Origin of the sequence: Thioclava kandeliae, assembly GCF_040297545.1 — a bacterium.
GTDB lineage: Bacteria > Pseudomonadota > Alphaproteobacteria > Rhodobacterales > Rhodobacteraceae > Thioclava > Thioclava kandeliae.
Genome location: NZ_JAYWLC010000015.1, coordinates 46027 through 72368 on the forward strand (window position 1 = coordinate 46027; position 26342 = coordinate 72368).

The 26342-nt window shown below is 62.9% G+C and carries 25 protein-coding genes; 16 read left to right on the plus strand and 9 right to left on the minus strand.

Annotated features, from left to right (window positions below; translation table 11 throughout):
* Positions 1-79 precede the first annotated feature (79 nt).
* From mutL to VSX56_RS15325, 4 genes are all read left to right on the plus strand, one after another.
* Positions 80-2032, plus strand: a complete 1953-nt coding sequence (gene mutL / locus VSX56_RS15310) for a DNA mismatch repair endonuclease MutL (RefSeq protein WP_350938396.1) — start codon at positions 80-82, stop codon at positions 2030-2032.
* A gap of 44 nt (positions 2033-2076) precedes the next feature.
* Positions 2077-3495 (plus strand): DNA recombination protein RmuC, encoded by a 1419-nt coding sequence (locus tag VSX56_RS15315; RefSeq protein WP_350938399.1) that lies wholly within the window; start codon positions 2077-2079, stop codon positions 3493-3495.
* 69 nt (positions 3496-3564) lie between these two features.
* Positions 3565-3909 (plus strand): DUF3775 domain-containing protein, encoded by a 345-nt coding sequence (locus VSX56_RS15320; protein WP_339113809.1) that lies wholly within the window; start codon positions 3565-3567, stop codon positions 3907-3909.
* 123 nt (positions 3910-4032) lie between these two features.
* Positions 4033-4995 carry a hypothetical protein gene (locus VSX56_RS15325; RefSeq protein WP_350938401.1) on the plus strand — a complete coding sequence of 321 codons (963 nt, stop codon included), beginning with the start codon at positions 4033-4035 and terminating at the stop codon, positions 4993-4995.
* Positions 4996-5079: 84 nt separating this feature from the next.
* Here VSX56_RS15325 and VSX56_RS15330 read toward each other — a convergent pair whose 3' ends face one another.
* Positions 5080-5766, minus strand: coding sequence for a response regulator transcription factor (locus VSX56_RS15330; RefSeq protein ID WP_339113811.1), 687 nt, complete (start codon positions 5764-5766; stop codon positions 5080-5082).
* A gap of 184 nt (positions 5767-5950) precedes the next feature.
* Here VSX56_RS15330 and ribA point away from each other — a divergent pair, with 184 nt between their 5' ends.
* Complete coding sequence (gene ribA / locus VSX56_RS15335; RefSeq protein WP_339113812.1) at positions 5951-7024, plus strand: GTP cyclohydrolase II; 1074 nt, start codon at positions 5951-5953, stop codon at positions 7022-7024.
* 26 nt (positions 7025-7050) lie between these two features.
* Entirely contained in the window at positions 7051-7554 is a 504-nt protein-coding gene (locus tag VSX56_RS15340; protein ID WP_434096045.1) for a L,D-transpeptidase family protein, read from the plus strand.
* On the opposite strand, the gene VSX56_RS15345 is transcribed toward VSX56_RS15340, so the two are convergent.
* Positions 7551-8207, minus strand: a complete 657-nt coding sequence (locus tag VSX56_RS15345) for a YggS family pyridoxal phosphate-dependent enzyme (RefSeq protein ID WP_350938406.1) — start codon at positions 8205-8207, stop codon at positions 7551-7553. The genes VSX56_RS15340 and VSX56_RS15345 overlap by 4 nt on opposite strands.
* A gap of 127 nt (positions 8208-8334) precedes the next feature.
* On the minus strand, positions 8335-9282 hold the full coding sequence (locus VSX56_RS15350) for a porin (protein WP_350938408.1): 948 nt from the start codon (positions 9280-9282) through the stop codon (positions 8335-8337).
* Positions 9283-9608: 326 nt separating this feature from the next.
* Here VSX56_RS15350 and VSX56_RS15355 point away from each other — a divergent pair, with 326 nt between their 5' ends.
* The 6 genes from VSX56_RS15355 to VSX56_RS15380 all read left to right on the plus strand — a co-directional run bounded on the left by VSX56_RS15355 (position 9609) and on the right by VSX56_RS15380 (position 16921).
* A complete protein-coding gene (locus VSX56_RS15355) occupies positions 9609-10145 on the plus strand; it encodes a DUF3576 domain-containing protein (protein WP_339113816.1) in 537 nt (178 codons plus the stop codon).
* Positions 10146-10295: 150 nt separating this feature from the next.
* Positions 10296-12851, plus strand: coding sequence for a leucine--tRNA ligase (gene leuS, locus VSX56_RS15360; RefSeq protein ID WP_350938411.1), 2556 nt, complete (start codon positions 10296-10298; stop codon positions 12849-12851).
* Positions 12838-13335 carry an LPS assembly lipoprotein LptE gene (gene lptE / locus VSX56_RS15365; protein ID WP_339113818.1) on the plus strand — a complete coding sequence of 166 codons (498 nt, stop codon included), beginning with the start codon at positions 12838-12840 and terminating at the stop codon, positions 13333-13335. Before leuS ends, lptE begins: the two co-directional genes overlap by 14 nt.
* A 30-nt stretch (positions 13336-13365) precedes the next feature.
* The gene (gene holA, locus VSX56_RS15370) at positions 13366-14388 is read left to right on the plus strand and encodes a DNA polymerase III subunit delta (RefSeq protein WP_350938413.1); all 1023 of its coding nucleotides are present in this window, start codon (positions 13366-13368) and stop codon (positions 14386-14388) included.
* Positions 14385-15560: a TIGR03862 family flavoprotein gene (locus tag VSX56_RS15375; protein WP_350938415.1), complete on the plus strand. Its 1176-nt coding sequence runs from the start codon at positions 14385-14387 to the stop codon at positions 15558-15560. The genes holA and VSX56_RS15375 overlap by 4 nt, the downstream gene beginning before the upstream one ends.
* 128 nt (positions 15561-15688) lie before the next feature.
* Entirely contained in the window at positions 15689-16921 is a 1233-nt protein-coding gene (locus tag VSX56_RS15380) for an MFS transporter (RefSeq protein ID WP_339113821.1), read from the plus strand.
* A gap of 30 nt (positions 16922-16951) precedes the next feature.
* On the opposite strand, the gene VSX56_RS15385 is transcribed toward VSX56_RS15380, so the two are convergent.
* The 4 genes from VSX56_RS15385 to VSX56_RS15400 form a co-directional block, all read right to left on the minus strand.
* Positions 16952-17626, minus strand: a complete 675-nt coding sequence (locus tag VSX56_RS15385) for an outer membrane protein (protein WP_350938419.1) — start codon at positions 17624-17626, stop codon at positions 16952-16954.
* Positions 17627-17629: 3 nt separating this feature from the next.
* Positions 17630-18325 (minus strand): phosphatase PAP2 family protein, encoded by a 696-nt coding sequence (locus VSX56_RS15390; protein WP_350938421.1) that lies wholly within the window; start codon positions 18323-18325, stop codon positions 17630-17632.
* A 76-nt stretch (positions 18326-18401) separates the two neighbouring features.
* Positions 18402-19277, minus strand: coding sequence for an SDR family oxidoreductase (locus VSX56_RS15395; RefSeq protein ID WP_339113824.1), 876 nt, complete (start codon positions 19275-19277; stop codon positions 18402-18404).
* A complete protein-coding gene (locus VSX56_RS15400) occupies positions 19274-19576 on the minus strand; it encodes an Rdx family protein (protein WP_339113825.1) in 303 nt (100 codons plus the stop codon). Before VSX56_RS15400 ends, VSX56_RS15395 begins: the two co-directional genes overlap by 4 nt.
* 89 nt (positions 19577-19665) lie before the next feature.
* On the opposite strand from VSX56_RS15400, the gene ade reads away from it, so the two are divergent.
* The 4 genes from ade (at position 19666) to VSX56_RS15420 (ending at position 24379) form a co-directional block, all read left to right on the plus strand.
* The gene (gene ade / locus VSX56_RS15405; protein WP_350938423.1) at positions 19666-21459 is read left to right on the plus strand and encodes an adenine deaminase; all 1794 of its coding nucleotides are present in this window, start codon (positions 19666-19668) and stop codon (positions 21457-21459) included.
* Positions 21456-22931: an AMP nucleosidase gene (locus VSX56_RS15410; RefSeq protein ID WP_339113827.1), complete on the plus strand. Its 1476-nt coding sequence runs from the start codon at positions 21456-21458 to the stop codon at positions 22929-22931. Before ade ends, VSX56_RS15410 begins: the two co-directional genes overlap by 4 nt.
* Before the next feature lie 172 nt (positions 22932-23103).
* Positions 23104-23391, plus strand: coding sequence for an HU family DNA-binding protein (locus tag VSX56_RS15415; RefSeq protein WP_339113828.1), 288 nt, complete (start codon positions 23104-23106; stop codon positions 23389-23391).
* A 76-nt stretch (positions 23392-23467) separates the two neighbouring features.
* Positions 23468-24379 (plus strand): DMT family transporter, encoded by a 912-nt coding sequence (locus tag VSX56_RS15420; RefSeq protein ID WP_350938426.1) that lies wholly within the window; start codon positions 23468-23470, stop codon positions 24377-24379.
* 26 nt (positions 24380-24405) lie between these two features.
* Here the strand turns inward: VSX56_RS15420 and VSX56_RS15425 are convergent, their stop codons facing one another.
* Complete coding sequence (locus VSX56_RS15425) at positions 24406-24981, minus strand: DUF4202 domain-containing protein (protein ID WP_339113830.1); 576 nt, start codon at positions 24979-24981, stop codon at positions 24406-24408.
* Between the two features lie 35 nt (positions 24982-25016).
* Positions 25017-26249 (minus strand): lytic murein transglycosylase, encoded by a 1233-nt coding sequence (locus tag VSX56_RS15430; RefSeq protein ID WP_339113831.1) that lies wholly within the window; start codon positions 26247-26249, stop codon positions 25017-25019.
* Positions 26250-26342 lie beyond the last annotated feature (93 nt).

The window sequence follows — 26342 nt, forward strand, 5'->3', positions numbered from 1 at the left end:
CACCCGCTTGCCAGATATCCACAGAAAAGCCCGTCCGGACCCGTTTCGGACGGGCTTCATTTATGCTAGGTCTGGTGGCATGACGCTCGACACCCCCAATATGCATCCCCCCGTTACGCATTCTATGCGCCCCGTCATCCGGCAGCTTGATGACGCCGCCGCCAACCGCATCGCGGCAGGCGAGGTGGTCGAGCGCCCGTCCTCCGCCGTGAAAGAACTGGTGGAAAACGCCATCGATGCGGGCGCCACGCGGGTGGATGTCGCTTATGCCGATGGCGGCAAAACGATGATCCGCATCACCGATAATGGCTGTGGCATGACTGCCGAGGATCTGCCGCTGGCGCTCTCGCGCCATGCCACCTCCAAGATCGACGGATCGGATCTGCTGAACATCCACACCTTCGGTTTCCGTGGCGAGGCGCTGCCCTCGCTGGGATCGGTCGGGCGGCTGACCATCACCTCGCGCGCCGAAGGGTTTGACGCGGCCACCATCACCGTGAATGGCGGGCAGATCGGGGCCGTGAAACCGGCCGCACTGAACCGCGGCACCGTCGTCGAGCTGCGTGATCTCTTCTACGCGACCCCCGCGCGGCTGAAATTCATGCGCACCGACCGTGCCGAGGCGCAGGCGATCTCGGATGTGATGAAGCGTCTGGCGATGGCCGAACCCAAGATCAGCTTCACCCTGCGCGATGTCACCGATGGCAAGCGCGAGCGCGAGATCTTCCGGTTCGATGCCGAACAGGGCGAGATGTTCGATGCGCTGGGGATGCGGCTGGCCCGCGTGATCGGCCGCGAATTTGCCGATAATGCGATCCCGATCGACGCCGAGCGCGAGGGGGTGCGGCTGACGGGCTATGCGGCGCTGCCCACCTATTCGCGTGGTGCCGCGGTGGAACAGTTCCTGTTCGTCAATAACCGCCCCGTGCGCGACAAGATGCTGATCGGCGCCTTGCGCGCAGCCTATATGGATTTCCTCTCGCGCGAGCGGCATCCGGCGGCGGCGCTGTTTATCAGCTGTGATCCCGAGCGGGTTGATGTGAACGTGCACCCTGCCAAGGCGGAGGTGCGCTTTCGCGAATCCCAAGTGGTGCGCGGGCTGATCGTCTCGGGGCTGCGGGCGGCGCTGGGGGGGGCGGGGCATCGCGCCTCGACCACCGTGGCCGATGCGACTTTGGCGGCCTTCCGGCCCGAAGCACGACCAGAACCGGCGGCGCAGCAGACCTTTGCCCGCATCTACCAGATGGACCGGCCCAGCATGGGCGCGACCCGCGCCGCCTATGCCGCCCAAGCGCCCGATTTCCGTCCCGCGCCCGCCTACCCTGCGCCAGCCTGTCCCTCCCCCCCACAAGAAGGCTTCGCGGAAACCACGGCCTTCCACGAGGCGCAGCCTGCCTATGATACCCCCTCGGCACGGTTTGAAACCGCGCCCGCCGCCCCCGATCTGACCGCCCGCCCCTTGGGGGCGGCCCGTGCGCAGCTCCACGAGAATTACATCGTGGCCCAAACCGAGCGCGGGATGGTGATCGTAGACCAGCATGCCGCCCATGAGCGGCTCGTCTATGAGCGCCTCAAGCGCCAGATGGCCGAAAACGGCGTGCCCGCACAGGCGCTCCTGATCCCCGAGATCGTCGAGCTGTCGGCAGGGGATGCGGCGCTTCTGCTGGACCATGCCGATACCTTGTCCAAACTGGGCCTGAGCATCGAGGAATTTGGTGGCAGCGCCATTGCCGTGCGCGAGACCCCCGCGATTCTGGGCGAGATCAATGCCGAGGCGATGCTGCGTGATGTGCTGGATGAGCTTTCCGATCTGGGCGATAGCCAGCTGGTGCAGGCCAAGATCGAGGCGGTTCTGTCGCGCATGGCCTGTCACGGCTCCATCCGCTCGGGGCGTCAGATGCGCGCCGAGGAGATGAACGCGCTCCTGCGCGAGATGGAGGCCACGCCCCATTCCGGTCAATGCAATCATGGCCGCCCCACCTATGTCGAGTTGAAGCTTTCGGATATCGAGCGGCTTTTCGGCCGCACCTGATCTCCGGCCTTTATGTGTAACGGACACCGCCTTTGGAACATTTGATGAACGATCCTCTCCTTCTCGGGCTGGCCGCATTGGCGGCCCTGCTGTTTTTGGCGCTGGTGGCGACCCTGCGCCGCGCGGGCCGTGCGGAAGCCTCGCTCGTGCAGACCCGCGCATGGGAAGGCGAGGCGCGGCGGATGCGCGAGGCGCTTCTGGTCGAGGAAGCCAATTCCCAGCGTCTGCCGGAAGTCATGGACGAGCTGCGCCAGACCCGTGCGCGGCTGGAAGGCGAATACCGCCACCGTGTGCAGGCCGAGCAGGCCTTCCACTCGCTCAAGCGCGAGCATGAGGCGCGGCTCGAGGAGCTGCGCGGCATGAAGCGCGAGATCGAGGACCGGTTCTCGCATGTGGCCTCGGGTGTGTTGCAGCAGAACTCGGAAGCGTTCCTGAAGCTTGTTTCGGAGCGGTTCCAGACCCACAGCCAGGGCGCGCAGGAGGAGCTCGATCGTCGCCGCGCCGCGATAGAGCATCTGGTAAAACCGCTCGACCAGCGTCTGGGCGAGATGGGCACCAAGATCGCCGAGCTGGAAAAGGCCCGTGGCGAGGCTTATGGCGCGATCCATAACCAGGTGAAGGCGCTGGCCGAGGGGCAGGCCCATCTGGGGATGGAAACCCGCAAGCTGGTGCAGGCTCTGCGCGCGCCCAAGACCCGTGGCCGCTGGGGCGAGATGCAGCTGAAACAGGTCTTCGAGATGGCGGGAATGACGGAAAATGTCGATTTCCATCTGGAGCAGCATCTGGCGACCGATGACGGCGCGCGCCGCCCCGATGCGGTGGTGCATATTCCGGGCGGGCGCTCGATCGTGGTGGATGCCAAGACGCCGCTCGAGGCCTATCTGGATGCGCTCGATGCCGAGACACCAGACCAGCAGGCGGCCCAGCTGGCCCGCCATGCCAGCCATATCCGTACCCATGTGAAGCAGCTGGCCTCCAAATCCTACCAGTCCCAGATCGAGGGAACGCCCGATTTCGTGGTGATGTTCATCCCTGGCGAGACCTTCGTATCGGCGGCGGCCGAAGCCGATCCCAGTTTGATCGATTACGCCTTCGCGCAGAAGGTGCTGATTGCCACGCCCACCACGCTGATGGCGCTGGTCAAGGCCATCGCCTATGGCTGGCAGCAGGAGCGTATGGCGCGTAACGCCTTGGAGGTGCAGAAAACCGCTCGCGATCTGTATGACCGGCTGAAGGTCTTTGGCACCCATGTGGACGGGATAGGCCGCGCGCTGACGCAATCGGTGGACCGCTATAACAAGGCCGTGGGCTCGCTCGAGGGGCGGGTCCTGCCGGCGGCGCGGCGCTTCGAGGTGATGGGCGTAGTGCCCGAGGAGAGCACCTTGGAGAGCCCCACCTTCGTCGAGGCGCATCCGCGCACCCTGTCCTCGCCGCTTCTGGCTGACGATACGTCGCAAGATTAGGGGCCCGCTGATTTTACTTGCCCGATGCTGGAGATAGCGCGACACTTGACCCATATGGAGGACAAACCCATGCTGACGCTATCCCCATCCAAACTTGCCACTGTTATCCTTCGCGCGCGTAAATTCGATGCCGATATCCCCGGCAGCGGCAAGGCGCGTGAGCTGAAGGGCTTCATTGCCGCCATGAACGAGGACGAGCAGGCCGACCTGACCGCGATCATGTGGATCGGACGCGACACCTATGACGCCGAAGACCTCGAGGACGCGATCGAAATGGCGCGGACCGAAGCCTCTGTTCCGACGGCCGAGTATCTTCTGGACAACCCTCTTCTGGCCGAACATCTGGAACTCGGGGCAGAGGCGCTGGGGATCGATCTGGAAGAGGCCGAAGCCGAAGCCTATCCCACGGTCTGATCGCCACAGGATACGCCGTCCGGTTATAATATTGGCGGGCATGAAACGTTTTATCTGCGTTGCGGCCTTGCGCAGCGAACGCGGCGCAGGCTACGAAAGAAGGAGTTCTTCCGGATCTTTGGCATGCGTGCGCTTTTCTGTCTGATTCCTGCTTTGCTCTGGGCCGATATGGCCCATGCCCTGCCTGATGGCGGCTATCTTCTGGCGACCCCGATTCTCGATACCGAGAAGACCGATCCGCGCTATATCCATCTGCAGGTCGACGGAACGACGATCACGGTGACCTATGCGTCGATCACGCCCCCCGATGCCACGGCCTGCCGCGACACCGATTATTGCGACATGCTTTGGGACGGGCTGAAGCTGCGTTATAGCGAGAAGGACGGCACGCTGAAGGTGACCGACCGCAACGTGACCCGTGATGACAAGCCGAGCGATGCCAACCGCAAGTCAGGCGATCCGACCGCCGACCAGAAGCTCTATTTCGAGCCCCTCATCCGCCGGATGAACGGTGCGAAAGTGGCAGGCAACGCGGCGGGCGGCTTCACCCTGACCACCGAGCTGGGCCAGGCGAAATTCAGTCCGCTCCCACGGGAAGGTCTTCCGCTCCTGACCGCATGGATGGCCCAGACCGGTGCCGATCCCGACCAGTTGGGCTATTGCGACGTGCCGCAATTCTCGCAACTCTATACCTTTGATGCGGGCAAGGGTTTCCGTCAGGCACTGGAGGTCTTTGCTGCGGCACAAGCCGCCGATGTCGCCGCCAACCGCATGGGTGCGATCGAACCGCCCGATAACGGCACAAGCAACAGTCTGGGCAGCGCCTTCGAGGCACGCCGCCCGGCGACCATGCTGGAGATGGCGATGTGGCGGCTCAACCTCGCCCCCGAAACGCCGCCGGACCAGATCATCGACGAGATCGATCGCGAGATCGGCACCCCCGATGCGATGGCTGTCATCACACCGCTGATCCCTGCCCTGCCCATGGCCGCGGCCTATAAGGCCAAGTTGCGCACGATCCGCGCGGCAGGCACGCCGCTCAACGCACCGCTGTGCATGGATATGACTTTGGGTATGGCCAAGTAACCATATAAAATGGCCCCACCCCACGAGGGGTAGGGCCGTTTCGCCGTAGATTTCCCTTAGAGACAATAAGAGGAAGGCGAAGGCTCAGGCGGCCAGACGGTAGCCACCGGATTCGGTCACCAGCAGGCGCGCATTGGTGGGATCGGGCTCGATCTTCTGGCGCAGGCGGTAGATATGGGTTTCAAGCGTATGGGTGGTGACGCCCGCATTATAGCCCCAGACCTCATGCAGCAGGATATCGCGCGGCACCACACCATCGGGGGCCCGATAGAGGAATTTGAGGATATTGGTCTCTTTCTCGGTCAGGCGGATCTTCTTGTCCTTATCGTCGACAAGCAGCTTGAGCGAGGGTTTGAAAGTATATGGGCCGAGCTGGAAAACAGCATCCTCCGACTGTTCATGCGTGCGAAGCTGGGCGCGCAGGCGGGCCAGAAGCACGGGGAACTTGAACGGTTTGGTGATGTAGTCATTGGCGCCCGAGTCGAGACCGAGAATTGTATCGGCGTCGGTGTCATGGCCGGTCAGCATCAGGATCGGACATTTCACGCCTTGCTTGCGCAGCTTCTTGCACAGCTCGCGGCCATCGGTATCGGGCAGACCCACATCCAGAAGGACCAGATCATACAGTCCGGCTTTCGCCTTCTCGACCGCTTCCGCGCCGGTGCCGGCCTCGAATACATCGAAATCCTCCGTGGCGACCAGTTGCTCGGCCAGTGCCTCGCGCAGATCGGTGTCGTCATCGACCAAAAGGATTTTCTTCAAACCTGACATTCATGCCTCCGTTCCGGCGGACAGGCCCCCGAAAGGGTCGCGGCACCGCCAAGTCTCGTGTTGCTCGGGTTAGACATTGTTCCGAAGTGACAAAACGACAAGGGGGGTGAAATCTTTCTCACGCGGACGTGTCGAAACGCCAAGATATGTTTCAATTTGTTTCAGGCTTGGCTATCAGTTCCGCATGATGACCGGTTCTCTATGCCCCTCGCCTGCCGAACGACTCAACCGCGCCCGCGCCGATCTGCGTATGGGCCTGCCGGTCGTGCTTGATGACACGACGCTCGCCGCTTCGGTCGAGACGCTCGATCCGGCGCGCCTTGCGGCGATGCGGGAGCTGGGTCCACTGACGCTTGCGATCACCTCATGGCGGGCCGAGACGCTCAAGGCCCGCGTCTATGACGAGGATCTCGCCCGCGTCTGGGTGCCCGCAGATGCCGATCTGCGCTGGCTGCGTGCCATCGCCGATCCGGCGGATGATCTGGCGACCCCGATGAAAGGCCCGCTCAAAACCCTGCGCGAAGGCGATGCACAGATTGCCCGCACGGCGATCCAGCTGGTTAAATCGGCACAGCTTCTGCCCTCGGCGCTGCTGGTCAGCGTGGCGCAAGCGCCCGACGGGCTGACGCGCCTGGAGAGCGCAGAAGCGATGGAAAACCTCGCAGCCGAAGCCCGTTTCGCGCCGGTATCCGCCGCGCGGGTGCCGATGCGGGCCTCCGAGGCAGGCCGCGTGCATGTGTTCCGCCCCGATAACGGCGCCGAGGAACATTACGCCATCGAGATCGGCTCGCCAGACCGTGCAAAGCCCGTGCTCGCGCGGCTCCATTCGGCCTGTTTCACCGGCGATGTGCTAGGCTCGCTCAAATGCGATTGCGGCCCGCAGCTCGATGCCGCCCTGCGCCAGATGGGCGAGAACGGGGCGGGTGTTCTGCTCTATCTCAATCAGGAAGGGCGCGGGATCGGGCTGGCCAACAAGATGCGCGCCTATTCGCTGCAGGATCAGGGATTCGACACAGTCGATGCCAATCACCGCTTGGGCTTCGAGGATGACGAGCGTGATTTCCGCATCGGCGCGGCACTTCTGAAACGGCTCGGCTTCAGCAAGACCCGCCTGCTGACCAACAATCCCAAGAAGGTCGATATGCTGCAAAGCCACGGAATAGAGGTGGTCGAGCGGGTGCCGCTGAAGGTGGGCATGAGCCGCTTCAACGCCAATTATCTGGCCACCAAAGCCGCCAAATCGGGGCATATCCTGTGATGCGCCTCACGCCTGCGGGGCTTTTGATGCGCGGGCGGACCCTGCCGGTGGAGATCGGGCGCGGCGGGCTGTCGGTCAACAAACGCGAGGGCGATGGTGCGACCCCGATTGCCGCGCTGCAGATCATGGGCATGCGCTACCGCGCCGACCGGATGGCCGTCCCCCAGCCCTGGGCCACGCCTATAGGCCCGCGCGATCTGTGGTGTGATGCGTCAGATCATCCCGCCTATAACCAGCAGGTCCGCGCGCCCTTCGGGACTGGCCACGAGGTCCTGCGCCGTGCTGATCCGCTTTACGATATCATCCTGCTGACCAGCTGGAACTACCCGCAGGCGGAGGCGGGCAAAGGCTCGGCCATTTTCCTGCATCAGCGCCGCCGTGCGGGCTATCCCACGGCGGGATGTCTGGCGTTCCGGCGCGATCACCTGATCTGGCTGGCGCGGACTGTGCAACAGGGCGAGACACTTCTGATCCCGCCCCTTGCCTGTTATCCGCAAATTCGCACTGCGAAACAACGCGATAAGGCCTAGACCTTATAGTCGCGCGCGCCAAAAATGGCCGAGCCGACGCGCACATGGGTGGCCCCTGCGGCAATCGCCTCTTCGAAATCCGATGACATGCCCATCGACAGGCCCCACAGCCCGTTGCGGCGCGCCATCTCGGCCAGTGCATCGAAATGCGGGCGGGCGGGCTCGCTCTCGGGCGGGATGCACATCAGCCCCTGCACGGGGAGGTCCATCGCGATCAGATCCTTGATGAACCCGTCCAGATCCTCGGGCAGGATACCGGCCTTTTGCGGCTCGCGCCCCGTATTCACCTGCACGAAAAGATCGGGCGTCTGGCCACGCTCCTGCGCCAGACCGGCGAGCTTTTTCGCCAGCGACATGCGGTCCACCGAATGGATCGCCTCGAACAGCTCCACCGCCAGTTTCGCCTTGTTCGATTGCAGCGGGCCGATCATTTCCACCCGCACATCGGGATAGGCCTCGCGCCATGCCGGCCATTTGCCCTGTGCTTCCTGGACGTAATTCTCGCCAAACAGACGATGGCCCTGTTCCAGCACTGCCTCGACGCGCTCTGGCGGCTGGACCTTGGACACCGCGATCAGCTTGGCCGAGCCAAGCGCGCGGCCTGCGCGTTTCTCTGCGGTGGCGATCCGCTCGATAATCTCTTCAAGCCCCATGATCTTGCCCTTTCCCGGATAGGTTCGGGGGCAAAACACCATGTGCAGCGCCAAAAGGCAAAGCCCAAATGCAAAAGAGCGGGCACAAGGCCCGCTCTTCCGTAGTCCGGTTCAGATCCTGAAAGGATTAGAACGAGAACTTCATGCCGAGGTCAGCAACCATGTCGGAGTTCTTCAGGTCGTTATCAGCGATACCGCCTTTGACCGACAGACCGCCGCCCAGGTCGTAGGAAGCGCCAACGCCGTACCAAACAGCGTTGTCTGCTGCTGCGTCGCCGTAATCTGCGAAGGTCGCGCCATCAAGGTCAACGTACTGAACGTAGCCACCGAAGGTCCATGCGTCCATGGTGTAGTCAGCGCCGATGCCGAAGTTGTTGTCCAGCGTCGAGTCTTGCGTACCGGTTGCGTAGAAGACTTTCACGTTGGTCGCGCCGAGAGCGGCAACCATTGCGAGGTCAACTTGGCCAGCGTCAACACCGGTGTCGCCGCCGTCGATGTACTCGTAGCCTGCGCCGAAGGTGTAGTTGGTCCAGGTGTACGCACCAGCGACTGCCATCTCTTGACCATCGGTCGGAGCGGAGGGGTTGGTGCCATCCGAGAACGATGCTGCCAGCGAGACCGGGCCGGTCGAGTAGGTGTACAGCAGTTCCGGGTTATTGTTTTCGGTGAAGTTCGCGCTGTCGCCGGTCAGGTACAGAATGTCGTTGCCGCCATCGACGTCGAGGTCGGTGTAACCAACTTCGTAGAAGTCGCCGAACAGAGCTTCCGGTGCGCCAACAACGTCACCCATTTCAACGCGGCCGAAGGCGCCCGAAACGAAGACCGAACCAGCTGCGCCTTGCGAAGCCGAACCGCCGTTTTCGTCTTCTTGGTCAACGCGGAATGCGCCGCCGAAGGCCAGACCCGAGTCGGATTCGCCCGACAGGGTGAATTTCACACGAGCGCGCGAGTTGAAGTTTGCGTTGTCGCCGTCATAGACAACACCCATACGGCCGTCGCCCGAAAGCGAAACTTCTGCTGCTGCGACGCCTGCGGACAGGACCAGAGCGGTCGTCGCGAAGAGAACCTTTTTCATCGTTTTCCCTCATTGTCTCTAAGGTCAATCCCAACTCAGGGAAATCCGAATTGGGTATGCAGTCTTTTCGCCTCCCCCAGTCCGCATTGCAACGAAAAGCAAAGCCCCGTGAGCACAGGCACATTTTCGTGGTGCACTCTTGCCACACCCCGTTTGCGAGCCATCGGGCGGATCCCCGCCGCGGGACCACCGCCAGATGACAAATGATTGCGGGGAAATGCCTTGTCCGCCCATGACCCATAAGATAAGGACAAAATCATTGGACGATACTAGATCCTGCACATGTATATAGAGTGCGTGGCAGGCGATCAGGGGGCAGCGTTTTGATGACGATCCAAAAGACCATCCGTATGACGGCACTCGGCGGCCTTATCCTGTCTCTGGCGGCTTGCGGCCAAGGCATTGCATGGAATCAGAAAAACGCGCCCGAAGGTGGCTATCGCGATGTAGCCTCGGAATCGCATATCAGTGGTGATGTCGGAACCGAAGTGCGCACCGACCCCGCAGATCGTGGTGCCCGTTCGACCCTGTTCGATCTGTTCAAGAACAATGACGACCCGAATGTGACCGTCGAGGTCAATAAATACATCTGGCAAGCCAGCCTCGAAGTGCTCGACTTCCTGCCGATCCAGTCGGTCGATCCCTTCACCGGCGTGATCGTGACGGGCTATGGCACCCCTCCGGGTGGTGGGCGCGCTTACCGCGCCACGATCCATGTGACCGATCCGGCTCTCGATGCGCGCTCGCTGAAAGTCTCGCTGGAAAGCCGCGGCGGCGCGGTCTCGGCGCAAACGGTGCAGGCGGTCGAGGATGCGATCCTGACCCGTGCCCGCCAGATCCGTGTGGCCGATTCGAAGCTGTAAAGCTTCCCGACATCCCCGACAGACGCCCGGCCACAGTGTCGGGCGTTTTGCATTGCAGCCATGCTTTCTCCCCAAGCTGTCTGGACCTTGGCCCTGTGGACAGTGTAGCAAGCACCCAAAGACAGTTATTCGCAGCTCAAGGGGCGAGACATGGCGCAATACGCACCGGGCCAATCCGAACAGAAATGGCAAGACGCATGGGCGGAGGCCGGTGTGTTCACCGCCAAGCCGGATGCCGATAAAGAGAAATACTATGTGCTCGAGATGTTCCCCTATCCGTCGGGGCGCATCCATATGGGCCATGTGCGCAACTACACCATGGGGGATGTGGTTGCCCGCTACAAAATGAGCTGCGGTCTGGCCGTGCTGCACCCGATGGGCTGGGATGCCTTCGGGATGCCAGCCGAGAATGCGGCGATGGCTTCGGGCGGTCACCCCAAGGACTGGACCTATGCCAATATCGAGACGATGAAGGGCCAGCTGCGCCCCTTGGGCTTCTCGCTGGACTGGACGCGCGAATTTGCGACCTGCGACCCCGAATATTACGGCCAGCAGCAAGCGATGTTCCTTGATATGCTCGAAAAGGGTCTGGTTTACCGCAAGAACGCCATCGTGAACTGGGATCCGGTCGATATGACGGTTCTGGCCAACGAGCAGGTGATCGACGGCAAGGGCTGGCGCTCGGGCGCAGATGTCGAGCGTAAGGAACTGACGCAATGGTTCTTCAAGATCTCCGATATGGCCGGCGATCTCCTGGACAGCCTCGATAATCTGAAGGACTGGCCCGAGAAGGTGCGCCTGATGCAGGCCAACTGGATCGGCAAGTCGCAGGGTCTGGAATTCGGCTTCGAGACGCTGAACGCGCCTGCGGGTTTTGAAACCATCGAGTGCTATACCACCCGCCCCGATACGCTGATGGGTGCGGGCTTTGTGGGGATCTCGCCCGATCACCCGCTGGCGAAAGAGCTGGAGAAGGGCAACCCCGAATTTGCCGCTTTCCTCGCCGAGTGCCGCAAGGGCGGCACCACCGAAGAAGCGATCGAGACCGCCGAGAAGCTGGGCCGCGATACCGGCATCCGCGTGAAACACCCGCTGGACCCCAATTGGGAACTGCCGGTCTGGGTCGCGAATTTCATCCTGATGGATTATGGCACCGGCGCGATCTTCGGCTGCCCTGCCCATGACGAGCGCGATTTCGAGTTTGCCACCAAATACAGCTTGCCAATCACGCCGGTCTTCGCAGCCGAGGGCGCGGAAGAGACGGCGCTGACCGAGGCCTTCGTGCCCGCCAAGACCGAGAAGGTCCGCTACATCCGCGGTTTCGCGGGCGCCGAAGTCCAGACTGGTGAAGAAGCTGTGGCGGCTGCCATCAAGGTTGCGGAAGACAAGGGCTTCGGCAAAGGCGTGACCAAATTCCGCCTCCGCGACTGGGGCCTGTCGCGCCAGCGCTATTGGGGCTGCCCGATTCCGGTTGTCCATTGCCCGACTTGCGGCGTGGTTCCCGAATCGAAGGCCAACCTGCCCGTCCGCCTGCCCGATGACGTCACTTTTGATGTGCCCGGCAACCCGCTGGACCGTCACCCGACATGGCGCGATTGCGCCTGCCCGAAATGTGGCACGGCGGCCAAGCGCGAGACCGACACGATGGACACCTTCGTGGACAGCTCGTGGTATTACTCGCGCTTCACTTGCGCGCGCGCCGATACGCCCACCACCGACGAGACCAAATACTGGATGAATGTCGACCAGTATATCGGCGGCATCGAGCATGCGATCCTGCACCTGCTCTATTCGCGCTTCTTCGCCCGTGCGATGAACGAGACGGGCCACCTGCCCGACAGCGCCCGCGAGCCCTTCAACGCGCTGTTCACCCAAGGCATGGTGACGCATGCGATCTTCAAGACCACCGGTGCCGATGGACGCCCTGTCTATCACTATCCCGAACAGGTCGAGGAGCGTGAAGATGGCACCTATGTGAAGGCCACCGGCGAAAAGGTCACCGTGGTGCCCTCGGCCAAGATGTCGAAATCGAAGAACAATGTCGTGGACCCGATGAATATCATCCGCGATTTCGGCGCCGATACCGCGCGCTGGTTCGTCATGTCCGACAGCCCGCCCGAGCGTGATGTCGAATGGACGGCTGCGGGTGCGGAAGCGGCCTCGAAGTTCCTGGCCCGTGTCTGGCGCATCGCCAATGACATTGCCGAAGGGGTTGATGGTGACGCGAAAGCCGACGAGGATCTGCTGCGCGCGACCCATAAGGCCATCGACGAGATCACAAAATCCATTGAGGGCTTCGCCTTCAACAAGGCCATCGCGAAACTCTACGAACAGGCCAATACCCTGTCGAAGACGAACGCCTCCAACGCCGCGCGCCGTGAGGCCATGAAGCTGACCGCCCAGCTGATGTCGCCGATGGTGCCCCACTTGGCCGAGGATATCTGGGCGCTGATGGGCGGCGAGGGCTTCGTTGTCAAAGCCGCATGGCCCAAGGCCGATCCGGCACTGGTGGTGGATGACAATGTCACCCTGCCGATCCAGATCAATGGCAAACGCCGCTCGGAACTGAGCGTGCCGAAGGATATGCCCAAAGACGAGGTTGAAAAACTGGTTCTGGCAGACGAGCATGTGCAAAAGGCGCTGGCCGGTGGTCAGCCCAAGAAACTGATCGTTGTTCCGGGGCGTATCGTCAATGTGGTCATCTAACCGCCGAACCTTCCTGCTGGGGGCGCTTGCCGCCCCCGCACTCGCCGCTTGCGGTTTTACCCCCGCCTATGGGCCCAAGGGCGGCGGGGCCAAGCTGTTGTCCGGCGTCGAGGTGGATGCCCCGCAAACGACGGATGATTTCGCCTATGTCCGGCGCATCTCGGAGCGGCTCAATCCCGCCACCTCCCCGCGCTACCGGCTGTCCTACACCATCACGACCGATGTGATGGATCAGGCGATCAGCCGCGATGACGTCACCAACCGCTATTCGCTCAACGGCACGGCCACCTACCGGCTCTACGACACTGCCAGCAATGCGGTGCTGCTGACGGGCCGCGTGGCCTCCTTCACCAGCTGGTCGGCCACCGGCACGATCGTGGCCACCCAGACCGCCGAGCGCGATGCCCATAAACGGCTGATGACCATTCTGGCCGACCAGACCGTGACACGCCTTCTGGCACAGGCCGGATCGCTTCCCGAATAGGCCTCTGACAAGGCTGATAGAGAGACCGGCATGAAACTCACCGGCATTGCCGCCACGCGCTATTTTGCCAAGCCCGACCCCGACCGTATGGGGCTCCTGATTTTCGGGGCCGATGCGATGCGGGTGGCCCTGCGGCGGCAGGAGGTGATCAAGGCGCTCCTTGGCCCCACGGCCGAGGAGGAGATGCGGCTTACGCGGATCGAGGCCTCCGAGCTGCGCCGTGATGGTGCGATGCTGGCAGATGCGGTGAAGGCCGTGGGCTTTTTCCCGGGCCCGCGCGCGGTCTTTGTCGAGCAGGCGACCGACGGGCTGGCCGATACCATCGCGGGGGCGGTAAAGGACTGGCATGGCGGCGATGCGCAGATCATCGTCACCGCCGGCTCGCTCACCGCCAAATCCAAGCTGCGCAAGGTTTTCGAGACCCACCAGAACGCCTATGCCATCGGCATCTATGATGACCCGCCCTCGCGCGAGGAAATCGAGGATATTCTCAAACGCGCGGGCATCGCCCAGATGACGCCCGAGGCGACAACCGATCTGCACAATCTCGCCCGTGCCCTCGATCCGGGGGATTTCCGGCAAACGGTGGACAAGCTCGCGCTCTATATGCATGGCGAGAACACGCCGGTGACGCCCGCCGATATCCATGCCTGTGCGCCCGCCACGATCGAGGCAGGCACCGATGATCTGCTCAATATCGTGGCAGAAGGGCGTGCCAACGAGCTCGGGCCGATGATGACCCGTCTCACCGGTCAGGGCATCCAGCCGGTGGCGCTCGCCATCCAGGCGCTACGCCATTTCCGCGCGCTCCATGCCGCGGCCTCCGATCCGGGTGGTCCGGGAGCAGGTATCGCCAAGATGCGCCCGCCGATTTTCGGCCCGCGCCGCGACCGGATGCAGAGACAGGCGCAAAGCTGGGGCATTTTCCGCCTCGAGGAGGCCCTCCAGATCCTGATCGAGACCGACCTCACGCTTCGCTCGGCCTCGCGCGCGCCGCAGATGGCACTGATCGAACGCGCCTTCCTGCGGCTCTCGATGATGGCCAGACGATGACCGCGCTCGTGATCGGCGCAGGCCCCGCAGGGCTGATGGCCGCCGAACAGATCGCCCGTGCGGGCCATAAGGTCATTCTGGCCGATGCCATGCCCACACCTGCGCGCAAATTCCTGATGGCGGGAAAATCGGGGCTGAACCTCACCAAGGACGAACCGCCCGAGGCCCTTGCCGCGCAGTATCCCGAAACGTGGATCCACCCTTATGTGACCGCTTTCGGAAGCGCCCAAATGCAGGACTTCGCCCGCGATCTGGGTATCGATATCTTCACCGGCTCGAGCGGCCGCGTTTTCCCGACCGGCATGAAAGCCTCGCCCTTCCTGCGCGCATGGCTCTCCCGCCTCGACGCGCTCGGCGTCCAGCGCCACACCCGCTGGCACTGGACCGGATGGGAGGGCCGCGCCTTCCTCTTCGACACGCCCGAAGGGCCGCAGCCCGTTGACGCCAAGGTCTGCGTGCTCGCTCTGGGCGGTGCCTCCTGGCCCCGCCTTGGCTCCACCGGTCATTGGGCGGGCCTGCTTGCGATCAAGGACATAGACCTCGCCCCCTTCCGCCCTGCCAATATGGGCTTCCATGTTGCATGGTCACCCCATATGCAGCCCCATTTCGGCAAGCCGCTCAAATCCATTGCCTTTCTGGTCGGAGCGCAGAGCCTGCGCGCGGAATGTATCCTCTCCGCCCGTGGCTTCGAGGGCGGCGGGATCTACGAGATCTCGTCCAAACTGCGCAACGGCTACCCGCTCGCTCTCAACCTCCTGCCCGATACCGACATCGCCACGCTGACAGACCGCCTCGCCCGTCCCCGCGGCAAGGAGAGCCTCTCGAACCATCTGCGCAAGGCCACAAGGCTCGATCCCGTGAAACTGGCTCTGCTCAACGAATGGGCCCGCCCGCTGCCACAGGACCCCGAAGCCCTCGCGGCGCTGCTGAAACATCTCCCCGTGCCCCTGGGCGCCCCTTTCCCGATCGAGGAAGCCATCTCCACCGCAGGCGGCATCAGCGCCCGCGCCCTGACCTCCGATCTCGAACTCCGCGCCCTGCCCGGTATTTTCGCGGCGGGCGAGATGCTCGACTGGGAGGCCCCCACAGGTGGCTATCTGCTGACCGCCTGCTTTGCCACGGGCTTCGCGGCAGGACGGGCCGCCGCAGAGCGCCTCTCTTCCAGCGTCTAGAAATATCCCGGGGTGAATGGCCCGGAACGGGCCAGAGGGGCAGCGCCCCTTTCGATTGTATCCATCACAAGCCGCCGCTTGACGCGATCATGCGATCTGCCAAACCTGTCCGCAAGACAGGAGCCACCATGCATAACCAACGCCTTTTCACCCCGATCCTCGTCGGATCCGCCGTGATCTTGATGCTCAGCTTCGCCATCCGCGCAAGCTTCGGGGTCTTCCAGATCCCGATTGCCGAGGAATTCGACTGGCCCCGCGCGGAATTCTCGCTGGCGATCGCCATCCAGAATCTGTTCTGGGGCATCGGCCAGCCGATCTTCGGCGCCATTGCCGAGCGTTTCGGGGACCGCCGCGCCATCATTCTGGGCGCCTTCCTTTATGCAGGGGGGCTCGTCTTCTCGTCCTTCGCCACCACGCCGCTGCAACACCAGTTCCTCGAGACGCTGGTGGGCTTCGGCATCGCAGGCACGGGCTTCGGCGTCATCCTTGCCATCGTCGGGCGCGCCAGCTCCGACAAGAACCGCTCGCTGACGCTTGGTATCGCCACCGCGGCAGGCTCGGCAGGGCAGGTCTTTGGCGCGCCTCTGGCCGAGATCCTTCTGGCCTATATGAGCTGGCAGAGTGTCTTCCTGATCTTCGCGCTGATGATCCTTGCCACCCTGTCGCTGCTGCCCATGCTGCGCGCCCCCGAAGCCGCCAGCCCCGGCCCGAGCGAGAGCATGGGGCAAGTGCTGGGGCGGGCCTTCCGCGACCCGAGCTATTCGCTGATTTTCATCGGCTTCTTCTCCTGCGGCTACCAGCTGGGCTTCATCACCGCGCATTTCCCCGCCATGGTCACCGAGATGTGCGGCGCTATCGCTCCGGGCTCGATGCTCGCCAATCTCGGGATCGAGACCACCTCGGCGCTTGGTGCCGTCTCCATCGCCGTGATCGGTCTGGCCAATATCGCAGGCACCGTATTCGCAGGCTGGGCGGGCCATCGTTGGTCAAAGAAATATCTGCTCGCCGCCGTCTATCTGGGCCGGACCATCGCGGCAGGTGCCTTCATCCTCCTGCCCATCACTCCCGCCAGCGTGCTGATCTTCTCGCTGGTGATGGGTGCACTATGGCTGGCCACGGTGCCGCTCACCTCGGGGCTCGTCGCCCAGATCTACGGGCTGCGCTATATGGGCACGCTTTACGGGGTGGTGTTCTTCAGCCACCAGCTGGGCGCGTTTCTGGGTGTCTGGCTCGGCGGCAGGTTCTACGACATGTATGGCAATTACACCGCCGTGTGGTGGGTGGGCGTGGGGGTCGGGCTTTTGTCGGCCATCATCCACCTCCCCGTGCGCGAGCGCCCGCTGAACCTGCAATCCGCCTAAAAAGAAAGCCCCGCCTCACGCGGGGCTTTCTTAAAACCGGTAACTCACCCCGATATTCACCGCATTGGTGATGATATCGGTCTTCAGGCTGCCGCCGGTATCGAACTCCACATCATTGCGCGACCATGTCATCTGGTATTCGCCAAAGGCCGACCAGTTCGTGCTGATGGCATAGCTCACCCCTGCCCCCAGCCGTATCGCAGGACCACCCAGCTGATAGCCCCATGTGCGGTCATGCGCCGTCACCGTCTCCACATGCGGCACGGAGATCCCGATCCCGCCCAGCACATAGGGCGTGATCTCGGGCCGCCAGAGATCACGCCAGAGGCCGGGCCAGCGATACATGGCATTGATCGTCGCGATATTCTCGCCATCCGAGAACTCGAAATGCGACATGCCCGCCTTAGCGAGCGTGTCCTTATCGGCATAGACCTTGGTATGGGTGAACTCCGCACCCCAGCCGAAATTCGGATTTTCCCAGCGGGTCACCCGCGCGCCCCAATAATAGGGTTTGCTGAAGGATCTCCCCTCCCAACCTGCGGTGATGTAGCGGTCGCCCAGATCGATATGGTCCGAGATAGCGACCCCCGAACGCGGCGCCGATTGAGCGCCCGAATAGAGCGAGATCTCCGTCTCGGCCAGCGCCGGTGCGGATATGGAAAAACCGGCCATGAGGAGGCCGGCCATGACGCTATGTCGTCGCATGGATCAGATTACCTTTTCTGCTTTCCTGATCTGGAGACGCTTGCGCGACAGGGACTCGACACCCAACCCGACCTGCAGCCGGAGCCAACGGCGGCTGCCCCGCGCCACCACCTTGCCACCCCGCGTGATACCGCGCCCCATAGCCCGCAGCCCGCGCGCGATCCCGCGCCGCATGAAGCTGTCACGCCGGAAGGCCCCGTTACAGAAGATCCCCCAGATCGCACCTGCCAGAACCTGCCAGATGTCATGGTTATGCGACTGGATGCGGCTCGCGCCGGTAAAGGCCGCCGCCAGAATGACCGCGCCTTTGGCCACGGGGCTCGACAGCAGGCAGCTGTTTACGAGGCTCGCTGCGCCGAACGTCGCGGTGGCGGTATGGCCCGAGGGGAAGCCATAGGGCTTGCCATTGGGCCGCGTGTTGAGCGGAATATCCCCGAGAGAGCGTTTCGACCCGTGGATACCGGCAAAGAGCACCGCATAGCGGCCCAGATATTCCCAACCATTGCCATTGGCGATCTCGCAGCCCAGCGCCAGAACCGGCAGGGCGATCTGCAGGTGATCCCCGTAGCGCCGCGGCTCGGGCAGGCTGAGCGCCACGACAAGCGCCAGCACCACCATCACCAGAAAAGGCGCGCGGCGGGCGTGCAGACGGCTACGCCCCCATGACAGGGCCGAGAAGCGCAAAGGCGAGAGGATCATGGAGGTCTCCACAACGAAGGACGTTGTGGAGAGTTTTCAAAACCAACCTTACAGCCAGATGACAGGCGCCTGAAACTTATCCTTCGGACTGTTCCAGCAGCGCCTTCAGCCCCGTTTTGTAATCGGGATATTTCAGCGTCACGCCCAGCTCGTCCTTGATCCGGTCATTCTTCACCCGACGCGATTCGGAATAGAAGCTGCGCGCCATGGGCGACATGGAGGCTTCATCAAAGGCCACGACCGGCGGCTTGGGCATGCCCAGCAGCTCGGCAGCATAGGCCAGCACCTCGCCCGGATCGATGGGGCAATCATCGCAGACATTCCACGCCCCCGACAGATCGCGGCGCATGATCGCGGCATGGACCACCTGCGCGATATCCTCGACATGGATGCGCGAGAACACCTGTCCGGGCTTGTCGACAATCCGCGCTTTGCCCTGACGCACTTTTTCAAACGGCCCCCGGCCCGGACCATAGATCCCCGCCAGCCGGAACAGGTTCACCGGAATATCGGCGATCTGGCCCAGACGTGTCCACATCTCCTCGGCCTGCAGCCTTGCGCGGCCCCGCGCGGTCGAGGGCGTGCGCTCGGAATACTCATCGACCCAGCCGCCCTCACGGTCGCCATAGACCCCGATGGTGGACAGATAGCCCATCCATTCAAGCATCGGCGCATGGGCGATCTCCATCGCGGCACAGGCCAGAACGGGGTCCATCTGGTCCTCGCCCCGCTCGGGCGCGACCGAGGACAGGATATGCGTGACCTCCGCCAAAGGCAGCACCGACGGATCATCAGGCGCGGTCCAGATAATCGGCTTCACCCCCTGCGCCTCGGCCAGAGCCGCGCTTTCTTCCGTGCGGACAGTGCCATAGACCGTCCAGCCATTCTCGATGAGCGCAGGCGCGATGGCACGGGCCGAATAGCCATGGCCGATGGAAAGAAGGGTTTTCATGGCTTTGCCTCGCTGTGTTTGTCGATATGGCCCAGATCACGCCCGGGGAAGATCACGTCGCGGATGCGGCGCTTGATCTCCTTGGGTTCGGGGAAGCCGCCATCGCGCTTGCGTTCCCAGATCAGCTCGCCCTCCAGCCGGATCTCGTAGACCCCGCCATAGCCGGGCACCAGCGCTACCTCGCCCAGATCCTCGGTGAAGGTCTGCAGAAGTTCCTGCGCCATCCATCCGGCCCGCAAAAGCCAGTTGCAACCGGTGCAATATGTGATCGAGATCTTGGGTTTTCGCATCTGTGTCATGTGCAAGATGTAGCGCGGACGAAACGTCAAAACAACGCGCGATGTTCGCACCATCTTGCGTTGTATCAAATCCGAATGCACAGTGGGACATGGATATGAACACACTGAAAACATGGCCCGAAGCCGCCACGCGCCTGATCGCCGTCGCCGCCGGGCGCGCGCCCGCCGATCTGGTGATCCGTCAGGGCAAATGGGTCAATGTCCACACCCGCGAGGTGCTGGACGGCCACGATATCGCGATTGCCGATGGCCGCATTGCGGCCATAGCCCCCGATCTGACAGCCTGCATAGGCCCTGAAACGGAGGTGATCGAGGCCGAGGGGCGCTTCATGCTGCCCGGGCTTTGCGACGCGCATATGCATATCGAGAGCGGGATGCTGACGCCTGCCGAATTTGCCGCAGCCGTGATCCCGCATGGCACCACCACCATGTTCACCGACCCGCACGAAATCGCCAATGTGCTGGGCCTTCAGGGCGTGCGGATGATGCATGACGAGGCGGCCCTGCAGCCGGTAAACATCTTCACCCAGATGCCCTCCTGCGCGCCCTCGGCTCCGGGGCTCGAGACCACGGGTTTCGAGATCTCGCCCGAGGATGTGGCCGAGGCCATGACATGGCCGGGCATCGTGGGCCTCGGCGAGATGATGAATTTCCCAGGCGTGGTGAATGCCGACCCCAAGATGCTGGCCGAGATCGCCGCAACCCAAGAGGCGGGCAAAACGGTAGGTGGGCATTATGCCTCGCCCGATCTGGGGGCGCCTTTCCGCGCCTATGTGGCGGGTGGCCCTGCCGACGACCACGAGGGCACCTGCGAGGCCGATGCCATTGCCCGCATGCGACAGGGAATGCGCGCGATGGTGCGGCTGGGCAGCGCCTGGTATGATGTGGAAAGCCAGATTACGGCGATCACCGAGAAAGGTCTGGATCCGCGCAACTTCATCCTGTGCACCGATGACTGCCATTCGGGCACTCTGGTGAACGAGGGCCATATGAACCGCGTCTACCGTCATGCGGTGGAGTGCGGGGCAGATCCTCTGGTGGCGCTGCAGATGTGCACAATCAACACCGCCACCCATTTCGGGCTGGAACGCGAGCTGGGCTCGATCACGCCCGGGCGGCGTGCCGATATCATCCTGTCCTCGGATCTGAAGACCCTGCCGGTAGACCATGTCATCGCCCGCGGCCAGACCGTGGCGATGGATGGCAAGCTGATGGTCGAGTGCCCGCATTACGACTGGCCGCCTGCGGCACGCCAGACGGTGAAGCTCGGCAAACGGCTCGAGGCCGATGATTTCATCATCACCGCTCCCGAGGGCGCCAATGAGGTCACCGCCCGCGTGATCGGGGTTGTGGAAAACCAGGCGCCGACCAAGGCACTGACCGCCACCCTGCCCGTCACCGAGGGCCGCGTGGAGGCGCATGGCGAGGTCGCCCAGATCGCGCTGGTCGAGCGGCACCGCGCCACCGGAAAGGTGACCAACGGCTTTGTCTCGGGCTTCGGCTATACGGGGCGGATGGCGATGGGCTCCACCGTGGCCCATGACAGCCACCATATGATCGTGGTGGGCACCGACCGCGAGATGATGGCCCTTTGCGCGAACCGCTTGGGCGAGATGGGCGGCGGGATTTCCGTCTGGAAGGATGGCGCCGAACTGGCCTCGGTGCCACTGCCCATTGCGGGGCTGATGTCGGATGATCCGGCCGCCACCGTGGCCAAGCGTGCCGATGCGATGGTGCAGGCCATGGCGGAATGTGGCTGCACCCTCAATAACGCCTATATGCAGCACAGCCTGCTGGCCCTTGTCGTGATCCCCGAGATCCGGATCTCTGACCTTGGCCTTGTGGATGTGACGAAATTCGAACTGACGGAGCTTTTTGAATGAGTGAGCGCCTAGAAATCCAGATGCCGGCCTCTGCGGAGCCTGAACTCTTTGACGATGCCGCCGCTGCCGTGGCCCGTGTCGAGGCGCTTTATGACGAGGCCACAAGCTTTCTCCTCGAGAAGTTCAACGCCACGCTCGAAAGCGGCAGGGCCGGCATGCGTTACCGCGCCTATTATCCGGAGGTCCGGATTACCGTGGCCTCGCATCTCAAGCATGACAGCCGGTTGAGCTTCGGCCATGTGCCGGTGCCGGGCACCTTCGCCACCACGATCACCCGGCCCGATCTCTTTCGCAACTATCTGACCCAGCAACTGGACCTGATGATCCGCAATCACGACATCAAGGTGCAGGTCGGCCCGTCCGATACCGCGATGCCGGTGCATTTCGCGGTGGCCTCGCGCCCCGATGTCACGATCCCGCAGGAAGGCGCGCTGGATTTCTCGCTGCGTGACGTCTTCGACGTGCCCGATCTGGCCAATATGAACGATGATATCGTCAACGGCACCTTCACCATCGGCCCCGATGGCACCAAACCTCTGGCGCCGTTCACGGCCCAGCGTGTGGATTATTCTCTGGCGCGGCTCTCGCATTACACCGCCACCGCCGCCGACCATTTCCAGAACCATGTGCTGTTCACCAACTACCAGTTCTATGTGGACGAGTTCGAGAAGATGGCGCGCGAGAAACTGTCCGATCCGTCCTCGGGCTATACGAGCTTTGTCGCCCCCGGCAATTTCGAGATCACCGATCCACAGGGCGAGATCCCGGGTCTGGCCAAACTGCCGCAGATGCCCACCTACCACATGAAGAAACCCGATGGTCAGGGGATCACGCTGGTCAATATCGGGGTGGGGCCATCGAACGCCAAAACCGCGACCGACCATATCGCCGTGCTGCGCCCGCATGCCTGGCTGATGGTGGGCCATTGCGCGGGGCTGCGCAACTCGCAGAAACTGGGCGATTTCGTATTGGCCCATGCCTATCTGCGCGAGGATCACGTCCTTGATGACGATCTCCCGCTCTGGGTGCCGATCCCGCCGCTGGCAGAAATACAGGTTGCGCTACAGGATGCGGTGGCCGAGGTGACCAAGCTCGAAGGCTACGAGCTGAAGCGTATCATGCGCACCGGCACCGTGGCGAGCATCGACAACCGTAACTGGGAGCTGCGTGACCAGACCGGCCCCGTACAAAGGCTCAGCCAGTCCCGCGCGGTGGCGCTCGACATGGAAAGCGCCACGATCGCCGCCAACGGGTTCCGCTTCCGTGTGCCCTATGGCACGCTTCTATGCGTCTCCGACAAGCCGCTGCATGGCGAGCTGAAACTGCCCGGGATGGCGACCGAATTCTACCGCACACAGGTGGCCAACCACCTGCAGATCGGGGTGCGCGCAATGGAACTGATCTCGGATATGCCGCTCTCGCGTATCCATAGCCGGAAATTGCGCAGTTTCGAGGAAACCGCCTTCCTCTGAAGCGGCCCTGCCTTCGATCATGCAAAATTCATGGCCCGCGCGCGATTTTTCGCGCGCGGGATCCGAAAACCTCTTGCAGGCGGCCTGAAAACCGTGTGTTACAAGGCCCACGAGCGATTTTCGCGCCTGATAATTGATCCCGCAAAAGCGGGGCGACAAAGAGGAATATTTGATGTCGAAACCGATGACCAAAACCCAGCTGGTAACCGCGCTGGCAGAAACCATGGGTGCGGATAAGAAAACTGCATCGGCAGCTCTGGACGCGATCAGCGAAATCGTGACCAAAGAAGTTTCCGAAGGTGGTGCAGTTACCCTTCCGGGTCTGGGCAAGTTCATGTGCAAAGACCGCCCCGAGCGTCAGGTCCGCAATCCCGCAACCGGCGAGACCATGACCAAAGCGGCTGACCGTCAGGTTAAAGTCACCATCGCGAAAGCGCTGAAGGATTCGGTCAACGTCTGATCGGGTCGATAAACGACATCTCGAAGGGGGTCGCCGGTTATCGCGCGGCCCCCTTTCTGTTTGGAATGGATAGAGCATGGATATTCGGGCAATTCTGATGGGGCTGGCTTTTGCCCTGATGTGGTCCTCGGCCTTTACCTCGGCGCGGATAATTGTCACCGAAGCGCCCCCGATGGCGGCGCTGGCCGCCCGGTTCCTCGTGTCTGGGGTGGTGGGCTGCGGCATCGCCCTGCTGATGGGACAGAGCATGAAGCTGACGGCGGTCCAATGGCGCGGCGTCATCATCTTCGGCCTGTGCCAGAATGCGATCTATCTGGGGCTCAATTTCATTGCCATGCAATGGGTGGGCGCCTCTGTCGCCTCGATCATCGCCTCGACCATGCCGCTGATCGTGGCGGGGCTCAGCTGGATCGTTCTGCGCGACCGGATGAAACCTCTGGGCCTTGCCGGTCTGATCCTCGGGATCGCGGGCGTTGCCATCATCATGGGGGCGCGTCTTTCGGGCGGGGTCAGCCCGATGGGCGTCGCTTTGTGCTTTGCGGGCGCGATGGCGCTCGCCGTGGCCACGCTCGCCGTGCGCGGGGCAACCTCGGGCGGCAATGTGCTGATGACAGTGGGGCTACAGATGTTCGTGGGTGCGGTGCCTCTGGCATTCCTCTCGGCGCTCTTCGAGCCGCATGTCATCACCTATACGCCGCAGCTTGTGGTGGCCTTCCTCTATACGGCGCTGGTGCCAGGGGTGCTCGCGACCTTCGTCTGGTTCCTGCTGGTGGAGCGTATGGGGGCCGTGAAGGCCGCGACCTTCCATTTCCTCAACCCGTTCTTCGGGGTGGCCATTGCGGCCGTGGTCCTGCACGAGCCGCTGGGCGTGAGCGATTTCATCGGGGTGATCATCATCACCCTCGGCATCATTGCGGTGCAATATTCCAAGCGCAGCCCGTCACAGCTGAAACTGACCCCCACCATCGAGGAAAAAACGGCTGCCTGAGGCAGCCGTCCGCTCGGTCGGGGTTTTCATATAAAAGCCTCGGCAAAGGCTGGCGGCATCTCGAAGGCCGCCAGAGCCTTCTCCCTTGCCTCGGGAGACATCTTGCGGGCGGTCTTCTGCACAATAGACAGAAGCTGGTCGGCCTCCTGCGTCTGTGCGAAATCGCCCAGATAATGGCGGATGAAGGTGAAGCAGATGATATCCTCCAGCGCCTGCACCTCCGCATCGCGCTTGAGACCTTCCTTGCGCAGCATCTTCTCGACCTGCGCCACATCCTCCTCGCCATAGCCTGCATCGGCCATGATGCCGCCCACGCGCGCCGCATGGCGGCGGCCCTGCTCGCGGCGCCATTCCAGATATCCGGCGCGGCCTTCGGGATAATCGCTGCGCGGCAGGGTCCAGCGCTCGATATGCTGGCCACGGGCCGCGATCTTCAGACGGTCGGAGGCGTCGGGGAACAGCCCCTCCTGCTCGGCGCTCATGCGCTGGCCATATAGCAACGCTGCAGGCTGGCCGTCCTCAAGGGTGGGGTCTTGGGCATTCGCGGCATCAATGGCAGCAAAGGCCGTCTGTAGCGGGGCAGTCACGGGCGAGGATGTCATGGCGGGCTCCTGATTGGTCCCGCCATGAAAGCGCGTTAGCGCAGCGTCTGCAAGAGCTCGAGCGTGGGATAGCCATCAGGCGACAGCCCCGCCGAGCGTTGATAGGCCACGATCGCCTCGGTGGTATTGGCCCCGATCTTGCCATCGGTCCCCTGCGTATCGAAACCGCGTGCGGTCAGGCGCTCCTGCAGTTCGACTTTCTGCGCCTGCGTCAGGGGTTTGCCGGTGCGCGGCCAGTCCTGCACAAACGGCCCCTTGCCCGCGATACGGTCGGCAAGATGGCTCACGCCCAGCGCGTAGCTATCGGCGTTGTTGTAGCGCAGGATCGCGCGGAAATTGCCCGAGATCAGGAAGGCCGGCCCTTTGGCCCCCGCCGGCACGATGATCGATGTCGGCCCCATATCGGGCAGGCTGCGGCCATTCGCATCACGCACACCCAGCGCCGCCCATTCGGACGCCGATTTACGGGTGCCCTTGCCGGTCAGACCGTAATTGAAGCCTGCGGGCAGAACCACTTCGCGCCCCCATTCCACGCCCCGCTGCCAGCCCGATTTCGCCAGATAGGAGGCGGTGGAGGCCAGCGCATCGGTGGGATCGCTCGACCAGATATCGCGGCGGCCATCGCCGGTAAAATCGACCGCATAGGTCAGATAGGAGGTCGGGATGAACTGGGTATGCCCCATCGCCCCCGCCCACGAGCCGGTCATATGCGCGGCATCGATATCGCCCGCATCGATAATCTGGAGCGCGGCGATCAGCTGCTTGGCAAAGAACTCGCCGCGGCGCCCGTCATAGGCGAGCGTCGCCAGAGACGGGATCACCGCCATCTTGCCACGATTGGCGCCATAATTGGATTCCATCCCCCAGACGGCCACGACCACCTCTTTGGGCACACCATAGCGCGCCTCGATCTGGGTCAGGGCCGCGCGGTTTTCCGAAAGCACGGCACGGCCATTGCTCACACGGGTGTCAGAGACGGCACTGTCGAGATAATCCCAGATCGACTTGGTGAACTCGGACTGGTAGCGGTCGCGCTCGATCACCTTGGGGTTATATTTGATACCCCGGGTGGCGCGATCCCATGTCCCGGCCGAGATCCCGTTCGAAAGGGCGCGCGCGCGGAAGTTGTTCACCCATGCTTCGAAACGGGCCTGTGTCGCAGGATCGGTATCTGGCACCGGATCGGCGACCGGATCGGCCCCGCGCATCAGCGGGCGGGGCGAGACCTCGACCGGCCCCGCACAGGCCGAGAGGCTGGAAAAAGCCATCAGGGAAATCAAAGTCACTTTAGCGGCGCGATACATGGGCGTCCCTTTTATCTGCTCGGAAATGCGGCTTCGCGCCGCCTTCCCTACAGTGTA